We start from the raw sequence: 21,266 nt of genomic DNA on the forward strand, positions 1-21,266 counted from the left end.
TTGAGGCTAAGTTGTTAATTTTACGGCTCCAAAAACCGCAATTATGAACAAGCTTTCTGACAGGATTAACCAGCTTTCCGAATCAGCCACCCTGGCCATGGCTGCCAAAGCCAGAGAATATAAAGCCAAAGGTATCAACATCATTAGCCTGAGCCTGGGAGAACCCGATTTTAAAACTCCTCAGCACATACAGGATGCTGCCAAAGCCGCCATTGACAGTGGTGCTTACTTTACTTACCCCCCAGTACCCGGTTATCCTGATCTTCGTAAAGCCCTTGCCGAAAAACTACAGCGCGAAAACAACATCAGCTGCAACGAAAATAATATTGTGGTTTCTACCGGCGCTAAACAATCGCTGGCCAATGTAATGCTTTCGCTGGTAAACCCCGGCGATGAAGTGATTATTTTCTCTCCTTACTGGGTGAGCTATATGGCCCTGGTGGAGCTTACGCAGGCAAAAGCTGTTGAAATTAAAGGCAGTATCGAAAACAACTTTAAGGCTACTGCCGCACAGCTCGAAGCAGCAATTACCGATAAAACCCGGGTAGTTATTTATTCCTCGCCCTGTAACCCTACAGGAGCCGTATTTAGCCGCGAGGAGCTGAAAGCCATTGCTGCTGTGCTGCAAAAAAATAAACACGTTATTACCATTGCCGACGAAATTTACGAGCATATCAACTTTAGCGGAGAGGCAGTAAGTCTGGCTTCCTTCCCCGAGGTAGCCGAACAGGTAGTAACCGTCAATGGCTTCTCTAAAGGCTTTGCCATGACGGGCTGGCGCCTGGGCTATATTTGTGCGCCTGAATGGATAGCCAAGGCCTGTAATAAAATGCAGGGGCAGTTTACCTCCGGTGCTAATGGTATTGCGCAGAGGGCTGCCTTGGCCGCCATTACCTCCGACCTGGAGCCTACCCGTAAAATGACAGAGGCTTACCACCGCCGCCGCAACCTGGTACTGGAGCTACTGAAAGAAATTCCAGACTTAAAAACTTATACCCCCAACGGTGCTTTTTACATTCTGCCGGACGTAAGCGCCTACTTTGGCCGCTCCTTTGATGGCAATGTTATCAGCAATTCCGATGACCTGGCCCTCTTCCTGCTCGACCATGCCCGGGTTTCTGTTGTAACCGGCGATGCTTTTGGTGCACCGGAATGTATCCGGATATCCTACGCTGCATCGGAAGAAGACCTGAAAGAGGCTCTTAAAAGGATAAAAGAAGCGCTGGCAAAGCTACGGTAAATGAGGGAACGCTCACTTCAGGAAATTTTTGATTCCTTTAATTCCCTTACCGCCCTCATTATCGGCGATGTAATGGTCGATGCCTATATATGGGGAAAGGTGGAGAGAATTTCGCCCGAAGCACCCGTTCCGGTAGTGCAGGTAACCAAGAGAGAAAAGAGGCTCGGTGGGGCTGCCAACGTAGCCCTGAATGTGCAGGCACTGGGGGCTACCCCTATCCTTTGTACTCTTATTGGGGAAGACAGCTATGCCGATGAATTTGCCTGGCTCCTGAAAAACAGAGGACTCAGCGAAGAAGGAATTATCCGGAGCCCCCGCCGGATGACCACCTGTAAGGAACGGGTGTTGTCCGGGTCTCAGCACATTTTACGGGTCGACTCTGAATCGGACAGTCTGCTGCACGAAGAGGATGAAAAGGCCCTGCTCGAACGAATAAGCCGGCTACTCCCCCAGGCAGATGTGGTAATTTTTGAAGATTACGATAAAGGTGTTCTGAATGAAAATCTTATTCAGGAAGTTATAGCGTTGGCTCGAACAAACGGAATTCCGACGGTTGTAGATCCGAAAAAGCGGAACTTCTTTGCTTACAGGGGTGCTTCGCTCTTTAAACCCAACCTGAAGGAGCTGCGCGAAGGACTGAAGCTGGACTTCGAGAAGCATGATCAGCAGGCTATTGAACAGGCCGTAAAGCAGCTGAAAGAAATCCTTCAGCTACCTACTGCGCTAATTACCCTTTCCGAAAGAGGAATATACATCGATGCTCCTGAAGAGCACCATTTACTCCCGGCCCATGTCCGGTCCATTTCCGATGTATCCGGCGCAGGCGATACGGTGGTGAGCATTGCGGCACTTGCACAGGCACTTGGACTGCCACCGCGCCTATTGGCCGACCTGGCGAACCTAGGCGGGGGCCTGGTGTGCGAGCACCTGGGTGTTGTGCCGGTAGATAAGGCGCGGCTTTACCAGGAAGCGCTAAAGAATGAACTGCACCCATGAAGTTAAGCAAGCAAAAGAATAATGTGGCGGAGGCGCTCAATAACTTCCTGTATGAGAGCAGGAGCAAAGCCTATACCTCCATCCGTACAATCACTTTCATCAGTTCATTTGCAGCCATTAGCCTCATTACCTACCGGTTTGGTTTTAGCCTCAACTTAAGAGAGGAGCAGCAGGTATTTTACGGGCTTGACATTATTTTCGGCATTTTTGTTCTCGCTTATCTTGTCCGCTGGCTCTACGCCTTCAGGCGCCTCGACTTTATCAGGAAGCACTGGTTTGAAGGATTACTCATCAGCCTTATTCTCATTAATGGATTATCACTGTACCTGTTCGGCTACCACTTAATCCCTTCCCTCCTGGCCTATGCAGGAGTAGAAGAGCCGATTAGTATATACCAGGCAGCCGTCACCATCTTTATTTTTATCCTGCTCTTTTACGAAATAGGTATTGCGGGCTCTCAGCTAACCAACCTGAACATAAAACCGGCTTCAGCCTTCCTGATCAGCTTTCTGGTATTGATTGGAATAGGCACCGTCCTGTTAATGATGCCCGAAATGACGGTAGTGGCAGGTAGTATGCCTTTTCTGGACGCCCTGTTCACCAGCACCAGTGCCGTATGTGTTACAGGCCTGATTGTGGTCGATACCGCCACCTATTTTACCACCAAAGGGCACATTGTCATCATGACGCTTATTCAGCTGGGGGGCTTTGGCATCCTCTCTTTTGCCAGTTTCTTCACCCTTTTTCTGGGGCAGGGTGTAGGCATCCGCCACCAGGTAATGCTACAGGATTTCCTCAGCAGCGAGTCTTTGTTTACGGCAAAGGGTTTGATACGAAAAATTATATTCCTGACTTTTATCATTGAGTTCTTTGGCTTCATCTTCCTTTATTTTACCTGGGGAGGAGAAATAGAATTTGAATCTGTGGAGCAAAAGCTTTTCTTCTCTGCCTTCCACGCTATTTCTGCTTTTTGCAATGCAGGCTTCAGCCTTTTCTCTGCTGGCCTATACCAGGATTTTGTGCGCGAAGCTTACATTTTTCACCTGATCATTGCCGGTCTCGTCATTTTAGGGGGCATCGGCTTCCCGGTTATCCACGAAATTCTGTCGCCCAGCAAAATGCGGGAGCGCCTGCGCAATCCATGGAAAGACTGGAGCCTTGGCACCAAAATAGCCGTTTATGTTTCTATTGCCTTACTGGCTTTTGGCACTATCTCCTTTTACCTGCTGGAACGCAATAACACCCTGGCCAATCTTTCTTATGTGGAAGCGCTCATCAGCAGTTTCTTTCAATCGGTAGTTGCCAGAACGGCCGGTTTTAACACAGTTGACTTTTCCAGCTTACGCCTGCCTACTTACCTCATTATTATCTTTCTGATGTTTATCGGCGGCAGCTCAGGGTCCATTGCCGGGGGCATTAAAACCTCCACCTTCTTCCTTATTCTGACTTCTGCCTTTGCCACCATACAGGGTAAGCTAAAACTGGAAATTGGTCGCAACTATATCGGGAATTCGCTCCTCTTCCGGGCCCTTTCCATTTTTATTTTTGCGGTAGGTTTTATTGCCTTAGGCACTCTGCTCCTCACCATATTCGAGCCGGGCATGAGGTTTATAGATCTGTTCTTCGAAGAGGTATCAGCCTTTGGAACTGTAGGGCTTAGCACCGGCATTACCCCTGAGCTGAATGTGTATAGCCGAATGGTAATTATTTGCTCTATGTTTATAGGGAGGGTAGGCACCATTACCTTTGCCATTGCCTTTGTATCGCGTACCACCACCCATGCCTATAAATACCCGAAGGCCCACCTGATGGTAGGTTAAAAAGAATAGAAAAGCGGAATAAGCAGGGTTGCCAGCAGCCAGAAAAAGAGGTTGAGCATGGTGCCGACCTTCAAAAAATCGCTGAAGCGGTACTGTCCTGCTGTATAAATCATGGTGTTGGTCTGGTAGCCTACGGGCGTCATAAAGCTGGCAGAGGCGGCAAAGGTGACCGCCAGCAAAAAGGGCAGGGGATTAATGCCAAGGCCCGCAGCCGTTGCAATGGCAATAGGAGTAATAAGGGCGGCGGTGGCATTATTAGACATTATTTCGGTAAACAAGGAAGTCATCAGGTATAAGCCCGACATAATAGCGACGGGACCCCATGGCCCCAGGGCATCTACCAGGCCGCCGGCAATAAAGGCTGCCAGGCCGCTATTCTGCATAGCGACTCCCAGGCTCAGCGCTCCTGCGAGCAGAAACACCACCTTCCACTCAATTGCATCATAAAACTCTTTCATGCTAATACAACGGGTAAGCACCAGCAGGGCTGCCCCGGCAATTACGCCCATCATAATTGGTACCAGTTCAAAAGTGGCAGCCAGGATAACAGCCGTGCCAATGGCGGCCACTGTGTAAAACTTCCGGCGGTTAAACTCTGTCATTCCTGCCTCGGAGAGTACAATAAAAGGGCTTTCCTGCTCCCTTTCCATCTCTTTTAGCTTATCAAGATAGTGCGCTTTTACTTCTGCCAGAATAACGTCTCCAGCCTGCAGGGGCACATCCTGCAGCTTTTCATGCATTATTTCCTGCCGGTGCTTAATCGCCAGTGGCACGGCACGGTACTTTCTCCGGAAGTCCAGCCGTTTGAGCGTCTTTCCTTCAAACTCTGAATTAGAGGTAATAATCAGCTCTACCAGGCTGGTGTTCTTATCATTAAAGCTATTATTGTTTATTCTGATGGAACCCGCCGAATTTAACCGCTCCTGCTCCTTCAGCGATACCATCTTCTCCATATTACAGCGCACCTTCAGCACATCGCCTGCCTGTAGCACCAGGTCGCCGGGTGGCAGGTAGTGGCGGTTGCCGTTTATACGGCGCACTTCCATAATTTCCAGGTCGAGCTGGCGCACCAGGGGCGCATCCATAATTTTCTTTTCTACCGAATCGGCATTTTCGTTCAGCTCTATTTCGGCCAGGTAATCACGCACACCAAATTTGCTTTCCAGGTCTGTATCCTGCTTACGGTCGGGCAGCATTCGGTTGCCAATCAGCATCATATACACAATACCTCCTACCAGCAGCAGCAGGGCTACCGGCGTTAGAGTAAACATAGAGAATGGCTCCAGTCCGCTTTCTTCTGCAATACCGCTTACCAGAATATTGGTGGACGTACCGATAAGTGTACAGGTACCGCCAAAAATAGAGGCATAGGAAAGCGGAATCAGTAGTTTGGAAGGGCTCTGGCCCGCCCGCTGGGCCACCTGCATGATAATGGGAATAAAAATAGCCACCACCGGGGTGTTGTTAATAAAAGCTGAAATCAGGGCTACTGACAGCATCATTAAAATAAGACCACCACGGTAACTCTTCTGGAATACACGGGCTAACCTTGGGCCTACCTGTTGCAGGGCCCCTGTTTTTAGCAAGGCTGCACTAAGCACAAACATAAAGGCTACCGTAAGCGTAGCACTATTGCTAAAGCCGGCTACTCCCTCCTCAGGCGAAACAACCCCAGTCAATACCAGGCTTACCATAATCAAGATCGCCACCAGGTCTACCGGCATCCATTCTGTTATAAAGAGGACCACCGCCACACACAGGATCAGTAATACCACTATTGCCTCTAGGCCCATACATCAATAATTGAGAATTTGCTTTTATACCTATGCCGAAAGGAGCTATAAAACCTGCCGGAAGAATAGAACAGACAAAAATATTAAAAGTCTATAGAATTAATAGAGTTATGTAAAAATTGTTTTTAGCGCTGCTTCATTTGCTCTTCCCTGGAGATGATTTCAGAAAGGGTACTTCTTTTTAAAATATTCACCGTCTCATTCCGCACCTCCTGAAATACGTCCCTGATACCACAGCTGGCCTCATCGACACACTCTTCGCAACGCTCATAATAACGGTGGGTAACACAGGGCAGCAGCGCAATAGCTCCATCGAACAGTCGCATTACCTCTGCCATATTTACCTCTTCCGGCTTTTTAATGAGGTAGTAGCCTCCTCCTCTTCCCTTTTTACTGTTAAGGATGCCGGCATTTTTCAGGTCGAGCAAAATAGCTTCCAGAAACTTTTGCGGAATATGCTGTTCGCGGGCAATCTGGCTGATGAGCACCGGCCCCTGCTGATGCTGGCGGGCCAGGTATACCAGGGCATTGATAGCGTATTTAGTTTTCTTGGATATCATTTCTTTAAAAGTACATAAACTTTTATAAAGAGGAAAAGCGGCGCCCGCCAGCCGTCAGCTGCAGAATGATGATCAGATTCAGCAGCTATAAAATCCTCCTTACCTGCCATAAAGAAAGCGAACCCTTCCATAAGTGAGGAAAACGAGTGCACCGAAAGGAACAAAACCAGGCTGCCAGTATCACCGGGAAGGCTGCAATACGTATGAATAACAGAAAAATGCAAAAACTAGGCACCGCAGCATGCTTTTTTTGAAGAAGTTGTTAATTTGCAACTCCTTAGCTTATTAATGACATCATGAGAATTGAAGAGGAAATACATCAGAATAAATTCAGGAACGAATACCAGAAGGCGGCCATCAACCTTATTTATACCCACAACTGGTTAACCACCCGCCTGAAGAATTTTTTAGCTGAGCATGAAATAACGCTTCAGCAATACAATGTGCTACGCATTTTACGCGGGCAGTTTCCCGACAGCATTTCTACTTCTGCTATCCGTGAACGTATGCTTGACCGCAGCTCCGATGCCTCCCGTATTGTGGAGCGCATTCATAAACAAGGGCTGGTGGAGAAGAAAACAAGCATGGCAGACAAACGGCTCGTTGACGTTAAAATAAGCAATAAGGGCTTAAAGCTTTTAGAAAAGATAGATGCCGTAACCGAAGATTTAGACCGGATACTGGGAAATCTGGAACTCGAGGAGGCCGTAGAACTAAACAGATTGCTGGATAAAGTACGGTCAAAAGAAGAAGAGCAGTAGAAGTAAGGCAGCCTTGCGGAAGCCATAAAGAATTAAAAGCAGGCGGTGGCATACTGTAGCCTTCCCGCCTGCTTTTCTATTACAGATAGCCGGCGCTTACTCCTTCATTTGCGCACTGTATTCCTTTACCGTTCGTACGAAAGCTTTTACCTTCTCCGGCTCTATATCAGGATATACCCCGTGCCCCAGGTTGGCAATGTGCCTGTGAGGACCGAAAGCATCCAGCATTTTCCGCGTGGCATCCGCCACCTCTTCTTCTGTTCCGTAGAGGGCACAAGGGTCAAGATTCCCCTGCAGGGTTTTATTACTTCCGATAATGGCACGACTTTCTGCAATATCCATATTCCAGTCGAGGCCAATGGTTTCGCAGGGGAGCTGCCCCATTTCTTTACGAGCGAAGAAAGCTCCTTTTGCAAAAACTGTTTTCGGCACCTCCTCAATGGCTGCACAAATTTCTTCGATGTACCGGAACGAAAACTCCTGGTACTGGCCCGGGGGCAGAATCCCTGCCCAAGAGTCGAACAGCTGCACCAGGTTAGCGCCAGCCTCTATCTGGGCTTTTAAATAAGTAATGGTGGTATCGGTAATTTTCCGCAGCAGCTCATGGGCCAGCTGTGGCTCGGTATACAGCATCCGGCGGGCCTTGGCAAAGGTTTTGCTGCCACTTCCTTCTACCATATAGCAGAAAATGGTAAAAGGTGCCCCGGCAAAACCTATGAGCGGCACCCTTCCATTCAGTGCTCTTTTGGTAATGCTGATGGCTTCCAGCACATAGTTCAGCTCCACCGTTGGGTCCGGCACCTGAAGTTTACGAATATCTGCCGCCGATTGAACCGTTTCCGGAAACCATGGTCCCCGTTTTTCTATCATTTTATAAGGAAGGCCCATGGCTTCAGGCACTACCAGAATATCAGAAAAAATAATGGCTGCATCCACATCCAAAATATCTACCGGCTGAATAGTTACCTCTGCCGCCAGGTTGGGAGTGGTTGCCAGCTCAATAAATCCGCTAAGCCTGTTACGTATTTCGCGGTACTCAGGCAATATACGCCCTGCCTGGCGCATCAGCCAAACGGGAGTTCGTTCTGTTTTCTCTCCCCGGGCTGCCCGGAGAATCAGGTCATTTTTCAGTTGCATAATACAAAGGTAACAGGATTTAACAGAGATTGTGTAATGATAGTTGAGATTTGAGAGGGAGATACTGGATGTGAGAGCTGAGGCCATTGGATACAGAAATGAGGCAGAAATATAAAAAGACTCGAGCAACTAACCATCAGTCCCAATAACCATTAACGAATAACCACCAACGAACCAAGAAATGAGAAAAGCCGCTGTAAATGCCCCGGAATTCCCCACCCGCCATGGCTGGGTAAATACCGACAGGCCCTATACCCTCGATGAGTTCAGAGGAAGGATTGTACTTCTCGATTTCTGGACCTACGGCTGTATCAATTGTCAGCATATTTTACCCGACCTGCAGCGGCTCGAGGAAGAGTACCCGGAAGAGTTGGTGGTAATAGGAGTTCACTCCGGAAAGTTTACTGCTGAAAAAGAGAACAGCCACATCAGGGAAGCCATCCTGAAGTTTGGCATAAACCACCCGGTGCTGAATGATGCCGATTATGCCCTCTGGAATGCCTACGCCATCCGTGCCTGGCCCACTGTTGTACTTATTTCTCCAACGGGCAAAGTGGTGGGACAGCATGCAGGCGAGGGTATATACCAGGTGGCGAAACCTTATATCGAACAGCTGCTACAGGAAAACAGGGACAATATCCGCAGAAGTCTTTTTACTTTCCAGCAGACCCTCCTGGCTGAACAAAAAAGCTCTTTTTGCTTTCCCACCAAACTGCTTGCCGGGACCGGAGATACCCTCTGGCTGAGCGACAGCGGCCACCATCGAATTCTCCAACTAAACGCTGATGGAGAAATATTGATGAGCATAGGTAGTGGAGAGAAAGGATTTGCAGATGGTACTTTCGGCCAATGTAGCTTTAATGAGCCACAGGGACTGGCTTTACAGGACCACTTCCTCTATATTGCTGATACCAAAAACAACGCTATCCGTCTTGCCAATCTCCAGGCCCAAACCCTTACCACCCTGGCCGGCACCGGTGAGCTGGACTATTACTTTTTCGATGAACGCCGGAATGAAGAAGTGCTACCCAACTCCCCCTGGGATTTGCTCATCCATCAAAACACACTTTACATTGCCAGTGCCGGCAATCACCAGATTCTGCAAATGGACCTGAATGAGAAAGTTGTAAAGCGTTTTGCCGGCACCGGGCGGGAGGTACTCGCCAATGGCAGTCTGCACGACGCCTGTTTTAACCAGCCCAGCAGCCTCAGCCAAATTGGCAATGCCCTTTACGTAGCCGATGCTGAAGCAAGTGCTATAAGGGCTATTGACCTGGAGCAGGGGCTGGTATATACCCCTTTGGGTAAAGGCTTGTTTGACTTTGGAGACAAAGATGGGGATGTGGAAGATGCCCTGCTGCAGCACAACATGGGCCTGGTGGCACATGATGGATTTCTTTTTATCGCCGATACCTACAACGGCAAAATAAAGCAGTTCGATCTTTACAAAGAAAGGGTAAAGACCATCCTCTCCGGCCTTAACGAACCCAACGACCTGCTGTTCCACCAGGGGTACCTATGGGTAAGCGATACCAATAACCATCAGCTGGTTCGGATTAACAGACAAAGCCAGGAGAAGAAGATATTCCGTGGACAGTAACCTGCTTAGGCAGTCTCTTTCCCCTAAGAGAAGCCACAGCCCCCTTTCTGTAAAAAGATCGCACTTTTTCCGCTATATTTGTATTATAATACAGCCGGAATTGATTTAAATAATTCATTCTCCCGCTTACTGCCACAATGGGCAAAATTAAAAGAGCAAACAGATATGGCATTTCTATTCGACAGCTTTGAAGGCTGGAAACAATATTGCGAAGAGCATAATAAATCATTACACGAAACGGTACTGGCTTTTGAGGCAGAGCAGAAAGGTCGTACCAAAGACGAAGTGTGGGCACACCTCAGCAACGCCTACCATGTAATGAAGGATGCAGTGGAAACTGGTCTGCATGAAGATATGCAGTCGCAGTCAGGCATGATTAATAATGGTGCAAAAAAGGTATTCAATTACCCTACTCCTGTGCTGTCGCCGGAGTTTCAGCGGCTGATTTCGCGTGCACTGGCGGCTAAGGAAGTAAACTCCTGTATGGGCCGTGTGGTGGCTGCCCCCACTGCAGGCGCTTCAGGTATTTTGCCCGGCACCATGTATACCCTGCAGGAAATCCACCAGCTGGACGATGAGCAGATTATAGAAGGATTACTCATTGGTGCCGGCATTGCCCTTATTATTGAACAAAAAGCCTCCCTCGCAGGTGCGGTAGGCGGTTGCCAGGCCGAAACCGGGAGTGCCGCCGCCATGGCCTCCGGTGCCATTGTCCATTGCCTTGGCGGCAATATCGACCAGGTGTTTAATGCTGTGGCCACTACCATACAGTGCATGCTCGGCCTGGTGTGCGACCCTGTTGCGGGGTTGGTGGAGGTACCCTGTGTGGTACGCAATGCCAGCGCTTCGGCGATTGCTTTCTCCTCCGCACAAATTGCACTGGCCAATGTTAATGCCGTAATACCTGTCGACGAATGCGTGGAAGCGATGGGCGAAATTGGCCAGAGCATGGAAGCACGCTATAAAGAAACCGCTCTTGGAGGACTCGCCGCCACCCGCACAGGACAGGCCATCAGCAAAAGAGTGCTCATCCAGGACATCGAGATGCTGCCCGACGAAGAGCAGCAGGAAGGTTAAAAATACCTGAAAGTTTAAATGATAAAATACAAAGAGCCTCAGCGGTAAACGTTGAGGTTCCCTTTTTATAGGCTGTAACAGGAATCCAATCTTCCGGAATACTTCATATTCTGGAAAAGGTTATAGAACCAACCTTATTGCTTCCTTTATTCCACTAATCACAAGCTTTTACTGTTGATTAGAATCTTAAAAAATTATGGATTTTGCTATGTCTCTATATCACCCAGTCCCCTACTGAAAAAATTACGCCTGATATTACGCAGCTCCAAAAGGTGGAACTAATCAGCATATAGGTGATAATCTGTTTTTTAGGCCCTCCGAATAAATTAGCCAGAATAGCACCGCCAATGGGCGTAAGAATGAGCGGCGTAAGAAAGCAGACTCCTTTGAGTCCCCAGCGCCTCCAGATAAACACAAACTGCCTGTTGCGGCGGGTAAAGCGCCTTTTATTTTTCCAGATGGTTCGCTTCATAAAGTCCCTGAGCGGCTTCCCAGTAAAAGTAAAGAGAAGCACCACCGTCATCATACCGCACATAGTAAACAAGGCGGTTTCGCCATAGCTCAGCCCGGCGGCAATGCCTGTTAAAGGCCCCGCCACAAACTTGAGCATGCTCGACAGGTAAACCGTCAGGTATTTTACAAGAAGATTAAACATTCATTAGCTTACAACAGAATAGGTATAGACCACATATACCGTCAGGAGGACCCCTCCCTCTAATCGGGAAACCGTGCGCCTGGTTAGCATCATTGGCAGGATAAGTGCGGTAATGGCCAACATCCAAACCATATCAACATCCCGCATCAGCTCATTTACCTCAATCTGTGTTACGATACTGGTAATTCCCAGGATAGATAAAATATTAAAGATATTTGAACCAACCAGGTTTCCGACAGCCATATCTGTTTCCTTTTTAATGGAAGCGATTACCGAGGTAAACAGTTCCGGAAGGCTTGTTCCTAAAGCTACAACGGTAATACTGATAACCCGCTCGCTTACCCCTAAAAAGGCCGCCAGCGTAACGGAGCTGCCAACAAACCATTCGGCACCGAAATACAATCCTACACCTCCCAACAGCACAAACAGGTAATCTTTCACCGGATTGCCTGAGGGGGCCGGAATATCCAAATCTTCCAGAGCCTCAGTTGCTTTGGTCTCTTTTCGCGATTTTCGTATAATAAAAAAGGTAAATAATATTAAGATAGCCACGAACAAGGTACCATCCAGTGTATTAACCCAACCGTCCAAAACCAGGAAGTAGAGGAGCAGAGAGGCACCCATTGTCATGGGCCAGTCGAACTTCAAGCTGTCTTTATTTACGCCAATAGGCCTGATAACGGCTGTTAAGCCTAAAACCAGCGCCAAGTTGCAGATATTTGAACCAACCACATTACCAATGGCAATATCGGGGGTACCTGCCAGGGCCGCCTTTAAGCTCACCAGCAATTCGGGCGCAGAGGTACCGAAAGCTACCACGGTAAGCCCCACTACCAGTGGGGTAATTTTTGCCCGAAGTGCAATACCGGAAGCGCCTCTAACAAGAAAATCACCTCCCAGAATCAATAAAACAAGTCCTGCGAGTAAAACTAAAATTGTGTAAATCATAAAAATTAAATCTTTGGTCCATAGGCCAGGTCACCGGCATCACCGAGTCCTGGCACAATATAAGCCCGTTCGTCCAACCGGTCGTCGAGGGCACAGGTCCATATGGAAAAGTTGGCCTGTAAATTTCTTTGCAGATAGGTCACTCCCTCTGGTGCCGCAATAACGGAGGCTACATATATATGTGAGGGTTTACCCTGCTGGAGCAGCAATTCCAGGGCCATCAGCATCGATTTACCGGTGGCCAGCATCGGATCAATGATAATGAGCGGCCGCCCTTCAATAGGAGGCACACTGGCATAATCCATCGCCACCGTAAGGTCTTTTGCCGAGGTATGGGGAGCCCGGTATGCACCAATAAAACCTGTATCCGCCTTATCAAAAAAGTTACTGAACCCATTATAAAACGGCACCCCCGCCCGCAATATTGTCAGAAGTACCGGCTGCTCTGCCGGCACCTCAGTCGTAATGGTAGCCAAAGGGCTTTCTACCTCCAGGGGGGCATAAGCCAGTTTTCTTGATATTTCATAAGCCATAATTTCCCCCAGGCGCTCCAGGTTTTTCCGGAAGCGCATGCGGTCATCCTGCACCTTTAGCTGGCGTAATTCCGCGAGGTACTGGTTGGCAATAGAGTTTTGCTGGTTAAGGATAAACATGCTAATAATTTTCAGCGGAATGTTAAACGGTAAAAAGGAATGGGGCCCGAAAGCACAGGTTCAGCCTTCCTTCAACAGGCAAAATTATGAAAACCCACTTAAAATCCGGACGCATCTCTGAATTAATTCTATAATCACAACCCATCTCATTCCTTTCTGTTATTTTTGCAGCTTTATGCGCAAACTTTAATCGTCTATGCAGCTTTTACAACAATTATGCAGTCTCCATGCCCCCTGCGGCGAGGAGGCAAGGGTAAAGGAATTCATTCTGGAGTATGTACAGGCCCACAGCAAGGAATGGAAAGTGCAACCAAATATTTTGGCAGGCGACAACCTGCAGGACTGCCTGTTGCTGGTATTTGGCAAACCGCGTACAGCCGTTTTTGCGCATATGGATTCTATTGGCTTTACCGTTCGCTACCAAAACCAGCTGGTACCTATTGGCGGCCCCCATGCCGAAACAGGTTACCGCCTCACCGGCCACGATTCCCTTGGCCCAATCGACTGCGAATTGATAGAAGAAGGTGGGCAGCTCAGCTACAAATTTGCCCGTGGTATTGACAGAGGCACAAGCCTGGTGTTTAAAAGCAACTTCCGCAATACCAAAGAGTATGTCCAGTCCTGCTACCTCGACAACCGCCTGGGGGTTTATAATGCGCTCAAACTCTGCGAAACGCTGGAAGATGGCATTATTGCCTTTAGCTGCTGGGAGGAACATGGAGGAGGCTCCGTCCCTTATTTAGCTAAGCTGATATATGAAGAGTATGGCGTACGGCAGGCACTGGTGTCGGACATTACCTGGGTTACTGAAGGAGTTGACCATGGACAGGGTGTTGTAATTTCGATGCGCGATCGAAATATTCCCCGCCGGAGCTATATCAATAAAATAATTCAGCTGGCAGAGGAAAGTGGTGTGGATTTTCAGCTGGAGGTAGAAGGAGCCGGCTCGAGCGACGGGCGTGAGCTACAGCACTCCCCCTACCCTTTTGACTGGTGCTTTATAGGAGCCCCGGAAGACAATGTACACTCCCCCGATGAGAAGGTGCATAAACACGATATCAGCAGCATGCTTGCGCTCTACCAGTACCTGATGAAGCATCTGTAAACTTACTTTCCTTTTCCAGCGCCTTGCCTTTATCTCCTTACCTCCTTCTGAAGAAAAGAAAAACAGAAAGGAACCCTTCTTCAGAAGATAAAAAGCACTATCAACTTTAACTGAAATTTCGTTAGTTTGCGGCCTGAACAAAAAGAGGGTTGTGTTTATTACATCTACAATGATATGAAAGTCAAAGACAAGGAATTCAGCATATTTATCGACCGGGCCAAAATACTGGAGCGGGTCGCTGCACTTGCCAAAGAAATAAACCAGGATTACGAAGGCAAAACGCCTCTTTTTGTGGCTGTGCTTAATGGCTCTTTTATGTTCGCCTCGGACCTGATGAAGGGCATTGAAATTTCTGCAGAAATTTCATTTATCAAGCTCAATTCCTATAACAGAACACATAGTACCGGAAAAGTGAAAGAGCTTATAGGCCTGGATGAAAACATTTTCGGTCGCCACCTGATTATCATCGAAGACATTGTTGATACCGGGCTAACAATTAAGCATATGCTCGAAGAGCTGCGGGAACTGGGACCCAAGTCCGTTGAAATAGCCACCCTGCTCCATAAAAAAGAAGCCACCAAAGAGCCGCTTTCACTGCGCTATGTTGGTTTCGAAATTCCGAAGAAGTTCGTGATTGGCTATGGGCTCGATTACGACGGGCATGCCCGGAATTTGAACGATATTTACAGCCTTGCAAACTAGCTCTTAAATTGTTAGAACTTATCTGATTTAATTTTATCTTTGAAACTTTTCAAACCACTGCCCTCACAGAGGCAACCAGAAATCATATGCTGAATATAGTACTCTTTGGCCCTCCCGGTGCAGGCAAAGGCACACAGAGCCAAAAACTGATAGAAAAATATAACCTGAAACATATTTCTACAGGAGACCTTTTTCGTAAACACTTAAGCGAAGGTACGGAACTGGGTAAAACAGCACAGCAGTACATGGATGCAGGCAAACTGGTGCCCGATGCTGTTGTAATTGGCATGGTGGAGGATACCGTTGCCCAGAAAGGCCCCCACCAGGGATTTATTTTTGATGGATTTCCAAGAACAGTGGCCCAGGCAGAAACACTCGACCAGCTCATGGAAAACTTTAACATGAAGATTAATGGCATGGTGGCACTGGAGGTACCGGTAGAAGTACTGAAGGAACGTATCCGTGAAAGAGGAAAAACCTCCGGCCGTACCGACGACCAGGATGAAGCAAAAATTAATACCCGCATAAAGGTATATTTAGACGAAACCCTGCCTGTAGCCAAATACTACGAACAACAGGGGAAATTTGCAAAGGTAAACGGCGTTGGTTCCATCAATGAAATATTCGATAATATTTGCCAGGAAATAGAGAAATTTTAATTACTGTAACAGCAATTAGCGAACTGTGCTGCCTTTTGAAGAAAAGGCAGCATTTTTTGTATCTTTGCACAGGAAAATTCAGCATTACCGTACAGAGGGTCCCATGATCTGCCTAAACCCTGCATTTAGCCACCTAAAAACAGTCAGGATACATTACCGGAACTCTTATGCCAGATTTTTACCTTACATTTATTAGCACAACAGCGTATTTGCACATTTTAATATGGCTTCATCTAACTTTATCGATTACGTAAAACTTTGTTCACGCTCCGGGGCCGGCGGCGCTGGCTCTGCCCACTTCCGACGCGAAAAATTTGTTCCCAAAGGCGGGCCAGATGGTGGCGATGGCGGCCGTGGCGGTCACATCATTTTACGTGGCAACTCCCAGCTCTGGACCTTGCTGCACCTCAAATACAAGAAACACGTAATTGCACAGCCAGGCAAGCCCGGCGAAGGCGGGCTCCGCACAGGAGCTCAGGGAAGTGATATTGTGCTGGAAGTACCCCTGGGCACTGTAGCCAAAGATGCCGAAACAGGCGAAATACGCTTCGAAATTACTGAAGACGGAGAAGAAAGAATCCTTACTCCCGGCGGCCGTGGCGGGCTAGGCAACGACCATTTTAAAACCTCCACCAATCAGGCTCCGCATTATGCACAGCCGGGCGAACCGGGTATTGAGGAGTGGATTATCCTGGAGCTAAAGCTCCTGGCCGATGTCGGCCTGGTAGGCTTCCCTAATGCAGGTAAATCCACCCTGCTTTCGGCCGTTTCGGCTGCGAAACCCGAAATTGCCGACTATCCTTTCACCACCATCGTACCTAACCTGGGCGTAGTGGAATACCGGAATTTTAAGTCTTTCGTAATGGCCGATATCCCCGGCATTATTGAAGGTGCAGCGGAAGGAAAGGGCCTGGGCACCCGTTTTCTGCGCCACATCGAGCGGAACTCCATCCTGCTCTTTCTTATTCCGGCCGATGCGGAGAGCATCCAGAAAGAATACGATATCCTGCTGGATGAGCTTAGGAGGTATAACCCGGAACTGCTGGATAAAAAGCGACTGCTGGCTATTTCCAAAGCCGATATGCTGGACGATGAGCTGATGGAAGAAATGAAAAAAGAAGTACCTGAGGGCATCCCGAGTCTCTTTATCTCTGCCGTAACCAACTTCCATATTCAGGAGCTCAAGGATATGATTTGGCAGGCGATTAATGAGTAAAATGATAGAATGAGTGAATGAGTGAATGATAGAATAGGAACAATTTAGAACTCCTTCATTTATTCACTCATTCTATCACTCTACCATTCTCTCATTTCCTGTCAGTGTGTCATCTTGGCAGAGAGGCCTTTTTTGGCAAAGTAATTGACTGTCAGTAAACCAAACACACATCATAAAGTATAATTTGCCTTATGGATCAAAAGAAAGAACTGGAAAACGAAAATATAGCACAGGAAGAACAGCAAGCTCAGGAAGAAGTGACAACCACCGAGCAGAAAAACGAAGAAAATAAGGAAAAGAAAACGGAGTCGGACAGCGCCAATTCGGCAGCCTCTCAGCTGGAAAAAGAGCTGGCTGAACAAAAAGACAAATATCTTCGGATGTACTCAGAGTTTGAGAACTTCCGCCGTCGTACTGCCAAGGAAAAGCTGGACATGATTAAAACTGCCAACGAAAGTATGGCAACAGCCCTCCTACCGGTACTTGACGATTTTGAAAGAGCCATGAATGCTTTTGAAAAAGACGAGCAGGATGCCAGTGTACAGGAAGGCGTACAGCTCATATATAATAAATTAAAAAAGGTCCTGGAGCAGAAAGGTGTTACGGTAATGGATCTTAAGCAGGGCGATGAGTTTGATGCTGAATTCCAGGAAGCCATCACCCAGATTCCGGCCTCCGACGAGAAACTGAAAGGCAAAATAGTAGATGTCGTGGAAAAGGGATACATGCTGGGTGATAAAGTGATTCGATTTGCGAAAGTTGTGATAGGAGCATAGAAAGATTATGGCCAAAAGAGATTATTACGAAATATTAGGCGTTGAGCGCTCTGCCAGTCCGGAAGAAGTTAAAAAAGCCTACCGGAAAATCGCCATTAAATTCCACCCGGATAAAAACCCGGACGACCCTACCGCTGAAGATAAGTTCAAGGAAGCTGCTGAGGCCTATGAGGTGCTAAGCAATCCAGAGAAAAAACAGCGATATGACCAGTTTGGCCATGCAGGCATGGGAGGTGGCGCCGGCGGCTTTGGCGGTGGCGGCATGAACATGGAGGATATCTTCTCCCAGTTCGGCGATATTTTTGGCGGCGGTGGCGGCAGCGCCTTCGAAAGCTTTTTTGGCGGTGGTGGCGGAGGCCGTGGCCGACGCCGCAAAGGCTCCAACCTGCGCATTAAAATGAAGCTAAACCTGGAAGAGATTGCCCAGGGGGTAGAGAAAAAGGTAAAAGTAAAGCGCCTGGTATTAGCCGAAGGCGTTACTTACCAGACCTGTTCTTCCTGCCAGGGAACCGGCCAGGTTCGAAAGGTAGTCAATACCATGCTGGGTCAGATGGTTTCGGCCAGTACCTGCCCTGTATGCCATGGCTCCGGTAAAATCATCGATAAAAAACCATCTGGCGTCGACAATACTGGCCTCGAGCAGAAGGAAGAGGTCATTAATATTCGCATACCCGCAGGGGTGGAAGATGGCATGCAACTCAGTATGGCCGGCAAAGGTAATGAGCCGCCTCACGGAGGAGTACCGGGTGATTTGCTAATTGTGATTGAAGAAATAGAGCACCCTATCCTTAAGCGCGAAGGCAATAATGTAGTGTACGACCTGTACCTCAATTTTGCCGATGCAGCACTGGGTACTTCTGTTGAAGTGCCGACCATCGATGGTAAGGTTAAAATTAAAATAGAGCCGGGAACACAGAGCGGAAAAATCCTTCGCCTCAGAGGCAAGGGTATCAAAGACCTGAATGGCTTTGGCAGCGGAGATCAGCTCATCCACATTAACCTCTGGACTCCACAAACACTTACCAAAGAAGAAAAAGAAGCCATGGAAATGCTCCGAAACTCTCCTAACTTCTACCCTAACCCGGGCAAAGGCGAGAAAGGCTTTTTCGATAAAATGAAGGAGTTTTTTTAGAGGTAATCCAGAACGAAAATTAAATTGAATCAGCCGGCGAACAGCCGGCTTTTTTATTTAACAACCACCTTTCCGGCATTACTGCCGTTAATAATTTTTCCTTATCTAATTCAAGAATATTTCTATAATTTGCAACCTCCATTTTAACCCAAAGTCAAGGACGTGAACATCCTCGAAGCCCGTCATATCCATAAAAGCTATGCGACCCACACTGCCCTGCGCGATGTAAGCCTCAGCATACCTTCCCAGTCAATATTTGGTCTTTTAGGGCCAAATGGAGCAGGAAAAACCACTCTTATCCGCATTATTACCCAAATAATCGAGCGCGACAGCGGAGAGGTCTTCATAAAAGGAGAAGAGCTCAATCCGGAGCATATACTCAAGATTGGCTACCTGCCGGAAGAGCGGGGATTGTATAAGAAAATGAAGGTAGGCGAGCAGCTCCTCTACCTGGCCCGGCTCAAAGGCTTAAGCACAAATGAAGCAAAGCAGCGCATTACGCACTGGCTCAAAAGGCTGGACATGATGGAGTGGAAGGGCAAGAACATTGAAGATCTGAGCAAAGGCATGCAGCAGAAAATACAGTTCATCGCCACAGTACTGCACGAGCCGGAGCTGATTATCCTGGATGAGCCCTTTTCTGGCTTCGACCCAGTTAATGCAAACCTCATTAAAGATGAAATAATGGAGCTCCGCCGCAAAGGCAGCACCATCATTTTCTCTACCCACCGCATGGAATCTGTGGAAGAGATGTGCGACCACATTGCGCTTATTAATCGCTCCCGCAAAATTTTAGATGGAAGTAAGCAGGAAATAAGGAACAGCTACCGCAATAATACCTTCATTGTAGAACATCGTGGCAGCCTGAATGGCCATGCGGCCGATTTTAACCTACTGGAGCAGGAACAGCTAAACGACGACTTTTTCCGAAGTGTAATCAGAAACCGCGAAGGTGAGAGTCCCAACAGCCTGCTCAGAGATTTACTGGGGCATGTAGAAGTGTTCCATTTTGTAGAGAAAATTCCGAGCATCAACGAAATATTTATATCTAAAGTACAGGAGGTGGTTCATGAATAAGATATGGCTCATTATTCAGCGCGAATATGGCACAAGGGTGCGTAAAAAGTCCTTTATTGTCATGACTATCCTGGGTCCACTGCTGTTCGGCGGCATTTTTGGCCTGTCCATCTGGATGGCCACTAAAGATAGTTCGGAAGTGCGGACCGTGGAGGTAAAAGACGAAAGCGGTCTGTTCGCAAATGCATTTGAAAATACAGAAACACTGCACTTTACCTATACAAACCTCACCCTGCCGGAAGCAAAACAGCAAATAGAGGAATCGGGCAGCTTTGGCCTTTTATATATTCCCGAAATTGATATTCATCAGCCCCAAGGCATTACCTTTTACTCTGAAAGCAGTGCCGGCATTGAAATGAAAAGTCAGCTCGAGAAGATTATAGAAGAAGAAATACAGAACCTGAAGCTGGAGGAGTCGGAAATTGATCGAGAAACCCTTGCCTCCCTTAAAACCAGCATCGACCTGGAAGAGGTAAGTATTGCCGACGGAACCGAAAAACAGGCAAATACCGGGCTCTATATCGGCATTGGTTACATGGCTTCCTTTCTCATCTATATGTTTATCTTTCTGTATGGTGCCCAGATTATGCGCGGTGTTATTGAAGAGAAATCCAGCCGCATACTGGAAGTCATTATATCTTCGGTAAAACCTTTCCAGCTAATGATGGGCAAAATTATCGGTATCGCCGCAGTAGGCCTCACCCAGTTTTTGCTTTGGGTGGTGCTTACGTTTAGTGTATATACTCTCCTGATGACGCTGGTGGGCGTGGATGCCGAAACCATGGCGCAAATGAACCAGATTCAGGGAGCCGGAGGAGAATTTAGTCAGGCCCAGGTGCAAATGGCAGAGGTTTCAGGCGTCCTTTCCTCCCTCAATGTGGTGGAGCTGTTGCTGAGTTTTGTATTTTATTTCCTGGCGGGATACCTGTTATATGGGTCTTTGTTTGCCGCTGTAGGCTCCGCTGTCGATAGCGATGCCGACTCGCAGCAGTTTATGCTCCCCATCTCGCTGCCATTAATTGCTGCCATCATTTCCCTGGCTGCCGTACTGAAGGACCCGAACGGCTCGCTTGCCTTCTGGCTCTCGATGGTTCCACTTACCTCACCAGTCGTAATGATGATGCGGATTCCGTTTGGAGTACCAACATGGGAAATCTTATTGTCCATGGCCTTACTCGTTGGTGGCTTCATCCTCACCACCTGGCTTGCTGGCCGTATATACCGTATTGGTATTCTCATGCACGGTACTAAGGTTAATTACCGGGTATTGGGTAAATGGCTAATGATGAAGAATTAAATTTTAGTTTAGTTGTATAAAGGGAAGGCCGGTAACGTAAAACTTACCGGTTTTTTTGTTGC

Annotated in this window: 20 protein-coding genes; 14 read left to right on the forward strand and 6 right to left on the reverse strand. The window is 47.8% G+C overall.

Annotation, left to right across the window (positions count from 1 at the left end; translation table 11 throughout):
• The first annotated feature begins 43 nt into the window (after nt 1-43).
• Genes F752_RS0116115 through F752_RS0116125 form a run of 3 tightly spaced genes read left to right on the forward strand, consistent with a single transcriptional unit; the run spans nt 44 to nt 4,056 of the window.
• Nucleotides 44-1,240 (forward strand): pyridoxal phosphate-dependent aminotransferase, encoded by a 1,197-nt coding sequence (locus F752_RS0116115; RefSeq protein WP_017732779.1) that lies wholly within the window; start codon nt 44-46, stop codon nt 1,238-1,240.
• Entirely contained in the window at nt 1,241-2,236 is a 996-nt protein-coding gene (locus tag F752_RS0116120) for a bifunctional heptose 7-phosphate kinase/heptose 1-phosphate adenyltransferase (protein ID WP_017732780.1), read from the forward strand.
• The gene (locus tag F752_RS0116125) at nt 2,233-4,056 is read left to right on the forward strand and encodes a TrkH family potassium uptake protein (protein ID WP_017732781.1); all 1,824 of its coding nucleotides are present in this window, start codon (nt 2,233-2,235) and stop codon (nt 4,054-4,056) included. Before F752_RS0116120 ends, F752_RS0116125 begins: the two co-directional genes overlap by 4 nt.
• Here the strand turns inward: F752_RS0116125 and F752_RS0116130 are convergent.
• Entirely contained in the window at nt 4,053-5,849 is a 1,797-nt protein-coding gene (locus F752_RS0116130; protein ID WP_017732782.1) for an SLC13 family permease, read from the reverse strand. The genes F752_RS0116125 and F752_RS0116130 overlap by 4 nt on opposite strands.
• A 125-nt stretch (nt 5,850-5,974) precedes the next feature.
• A complete protein-coding gene (locus F752_RS0116135; protein WP_017732783.1) occupies nt 5,975-6,409 on the reverse strand; it encodes an RrF2 family transcriptional regulator in 435 nt (144 codons plus the stop codon).
• A 296-nt stretch (nt 6,410-6,705) separates the two neighbouring features.
• Here F752_RS0116135 and F752_RS0116145 point away from each other — a divergent pair, with 296 nt between their 5' ends.
• Nucleotides 6,706-7,170, forward strand: a complete 465-nt coding sequence (locus F752_RS0116145) for a MarR family winged helix-turn-helix transcriptional regulator (protein WP_017732785.1) — start codon at nt 6,706-6,708, stop codon at nt 7,168-7,170.
• A 96-nt stretch (nt 7,171-7,266) separates the two neighbouring features.
• Here the strand turns inward: F752_RS0116145 and hemE are convergent, their stop codons facing one another.
• A complete protein-coding gene (hemE, locus tag F752_RS0116150) occupies nt 7,267-8,307 on the reverse strand; it encodes a uroporphyrinogen decarboxylase (RefSeq protein WP_017732786.1) in 1,041 nt (346 codons plus the stop codon).
• 181 nt (nt 8,308-8,488) lie between these two features.
• On the opposite strand from hemE, the gene F752_RS0116155 reads away from it, so the two are divergent.
• Both F752_RS0116155 and sdaAA read left to right on the forward strand, forming a co-directional pair.
• A complete protein-coding gene (locus F752_RS0116155) occupies nt 8,489-9,907 on the forward strand; it encodes a thioredoxin-like domain-containing protein (protein WP_017732787.1) in 1,419 nt (472 codons plus the stop codon).
• Nucleotides 9,908-10,072: 165 nt separating this feature from the next.
• On the forward strand, nt 10,073-10,984 hold the full coding sequence (sdaAA, locus tag F752_RS0116160; protein WP_026135789.1) for an L-serine ammonia-lyase, iron-sulfur-dependent, subunit alpha: 912 nt from the start codon (nt 10,073-10,075) through the stop codon (nt 10,982-10,984).
• A 214-nt stretch (nt 10,985-11,198) separates the two neighbouring features.
• On the opposite strand, the gene F752_RS0116165 is transcribed toward sdaAA, so the two are convergent.
• Genes F752_RS0116165 through upp form a run of 3 tightly spaced genes read right to left on the reverse strand, consistent with a single transcriptional unit; the run spans nt 11,199 to nt 13,240 of the window.
• Nucleotides 11,199-11,639, reverse strand: coding sequence for a hypothetical protein (locus F752_RS0116165; RefSeq protein WP_017732789.1), 441 nt, complete (start codon nt 11,637-11,639; stop codon nt 11,199-11,201).
• 3 nt (nt 11,640-11,642) lie between these two features.
• Nucleotides 11,643-12,587, reverse strand: a complete 945-nt coding sequence (locus F752_RS0116170) for a calcium/sodium antiporter (protein WP_026135790.1) — start codon at nt 12,585-12,587, stop codon at nt 11,643-11,645.
• 5 nt (nt 12,588-12,592) lie between these two features.
• Nucleotides 12,593-13,240, reverse strand: a complete 648-nt coding sequence (gene upp / locus F752_RS0116175) for a uracil phosphoribosyltransferase (protein ID WP_017732791.1) — start codon at nt 13,238-13,240, stop codon at nt 12,593-12,595.
• A gap of 196 nt (nt 13,241-13,436) precedes the next feature.
• Here upp and F752_RS0116185 point away from each other — a divergent pair, with 196 nt between their 5' ends.
• The 8 genes from F752_RS0116185 to F752_RS0116225 all read left to right on the forward strand — a co-directional run bounded on the left by F752_RS0116185 (nt 13,437) and on the right by F752_RS0116225 (nt 21,204).
• Nucleotides 13,437-14,345 carry a M20/M25/M40 family metallo-hydrolase gene (locus F752_RS0116185; protein ID WP_017732793.1) on the forward strand — a complete coding sequence of 303 codons (909 nt, stop codon included), beginning with the start codon at nt 13,437-13,439 and terminating at the stop codon, nt 14,343-14,345.
• A gap of 174 nt (nt 14,346-14,519) precedes the next feature.
• The gene (gene hpt, locus F752_RS0116190) at nt 14,520-15,047 is read left to right on the forward strand and encodes a hypoxanthine phosphoribosyltransferase (RefSeq protein ID WP_017732794.1); all 528 of its coding nucleotides are present in this window, start codon (nt 14,520-14,522) and stop codon (nt 15,045-15,047) included.
• An 86-nt stretch (nt 15,048-15,133) separates the two neighbouring features.
• On the forward strand, nt 15,134-15,706 hold the full coding sequence (locus F752_RS0116195) for an adenylate kinase (protein ID WP_017732795.1): 573 nt from the start codon (nt 15,134-15,136) through the stop codon (nt 15,704-15,706).
• Nucleotides 15,707-15,929: 223 nt separating this feature from the next.
• Nucleotides 15,930-16,922: a GTPase ObgE gene (obgE, locus tag F752_RS0116205; RefSeq protein WP_017732797.1), complete on the forward strand. Its 993-nt coding sequence runs from the start codon at nt 15,930-15,932 to the stop codon at nt 16,920-16,922.
• A gap of 191 nt (nt 16,923-17,113) precedes the next feature.
• Entirely contained in the window at nt 17,114-17,698 is a 585-nt protein-coding gene (locus F752_RS0116210) for a nucleotide exchange factor GrpE (RefSeq protein ID WP_017732798.1), read from the forward strand.
• Nucleotides 17,699-17,705: 7 nt separating this feature from the next.
• Nucleotides 17,706-18,830 carry a molecular chaperone DnaJ gene (gene dnaJ, locus F752_RS0116215; RefSeq protein ID WP_017732799.1) on the forward strand — a complete coding sequence of 375 codons (1,125 nt, stop codon included), beginning with the start codon at nt 17,706-17,708 and terminating at the stop codon, nt 18,828-18,830.
• Nucleotides 18,831-18,992: 162 nt separating this feature from the next.
• Entirely contained in the window at nt 18,993-19,907 is a 915-nt protein-coding gene (locus tag F752_RS0116220) for an ABC transporter ATP-binding protein (protein ID WP_017732800.1), read from the forward strand.
• Entirely contained in the window at nt 19,900-21,204 is a 1,305-nt protein-coding gene (locus F752_RS0116225) for an ABC transporter permease (RefSeq protein WP_017732801.1), read from the forward strand. Before F752_RS0116220 ends, F752_RS0116225 begins: the two co-directional genes overlap by 8 nt.
• The last annotated feature ends 62 nt before the right edge of the window (nt 21,205-21,266 follow it).

Origin of the sequence: Nafulsella turpanensis ZLM-10, assembly GCF_000346615.1 — a bacterium.
Lineage (GTDB): Bacteria > Bacteroidota > Bacteroidia > Cytophagales > Cyclobacteriaceae > Nafulsella > Nafulsella turpanensis.

Bases quoted from the DNA above. Each gene is read 5' to 3' on its own strand.
- F752_RS0116115 (WP_017732779.1), top strand. From the start codon at position 44: ATGAACAAGCTTTCTGACAGGATTAACCAGCTTTCCGAATCAGCCACC.
- F752_RS0116120 (WP_017732780.1), top strand. From the start codon at position 1,241: ATGAGGGAACGCTCACTTCAGGAAATTTTTGATTCCTTTAATTCCCTT.
- F752_RS0116125 (WP_017732781.1), top strand. From the start codon at position 2,233: ATGAAGTTAAGCAAGCAAAAGAATAATGTGGCGGAGGCGCTCAATAAC.
- F752_RS0116130 (WP_017732782.1), bottom strand. From the start codon at position 5,849: ATGGGCCTAGAGGCAATAGTGGTATTACTGATCCTGTGTGTGGCGGTG.
- F752_RS0116135 (WP_017732783.1), bottom strand. From the start codon at position 6,409: ATGATATCCAAGAAAACTAAATACGCTATCAATGCCCTGGTATACCTG.
- F752_RS0116145 (WP_017732785.1), top strand. From the start codon at position 6,706: ATGAGAATTGAAGAGGAAATACATCAGAATAAATTCAGGAACGAATAC.
- hemE (WP_017732786.1), bottom strand. From the start codon at position 8,307: ATGCAACTGAAAAATGACCTGATTCTCCGGGCAGCCCGGGGAGAGAAA.
- F752_RS0116155 (WP_017732787.1), top strand. From the start codon at position 8,489: ATGAGAAAAGCCGCTGTAAATGCCCCGGAATTCCCCACCCGCCATGGC.
- sdaAA (WP_026135789.1), top strand. From the start codon at position 10,073: ATGGCATTTCTATTCGACAGCTTTGAAGGCTGGAAACAATATTGCGAA.
- F752_RS0116165 (WP_017732789.1), bottom strand. From the start codon at position 11,639: ATGTTTAATCTTCTTGTAAAATACCTGACGGTTTACCTGTCGAGCATG.
- F752_RS0116170 (WP_026135790.1), bottom strand. From the start codon at position 12,587: ATGATTTACACAATTTTAGTTTTACTCGCAGGACTTGTTTTATTGATT.
- upp (WP_017732791.1), bottom strand. From the start codon at position 13,240: ATGTTTATCCTTAACCAGCAAAACTCTATTGCCAACCAGTACCTCGCG.
- F752_RS0116185 (WP_017732793.1), top strand. From the start codon at position 13,437: ATGCAGCTTTTACAACAATTATGCAGTCTCCATGCCCCCTGCGGCGAG.
- hpt (WP_017732794.1), top strand. From the start codon at position 14,520: ATGAAAGTCAAAGACAAGGAATTCAGCATATTTATCGACCGGGCCAAA.
- F752_RS0116195 (WP_017732795.1), top strand. From the start codon at position 15,134: ATGCTGAATATAGTACTCTTTGGCCCTCCCGGTGCAGGCAAAGGCACA.
- obgE (WP_017732797.1), top strand. From the start codon at position 15,930: ATGGCTTCATCTAACTTTATCGATTACGTAAAACTTTGTTCACGCTCC.
- F752_RS0116210 (WP_017732798.1), top strand. From the start codon at position 17,114: ATGGATCAAAAGAAAGAACTGGAAAACGAAAATATAGCACAGGAAGAA.
- dnaJ (WP_017732799.1), top strand. From the start codon at position 17,706: ATGGCCAAAAGAGATTATTACGAAATATTAGGCGTTGAGCGCTCTGCC.
- F752_RS0116225 (WP_017732801.1), top strand. From the start codon at position 19,900: ATGAATAAGATATGGCTCATTATTCAGCGCGAATATGGCACAAGGGTG.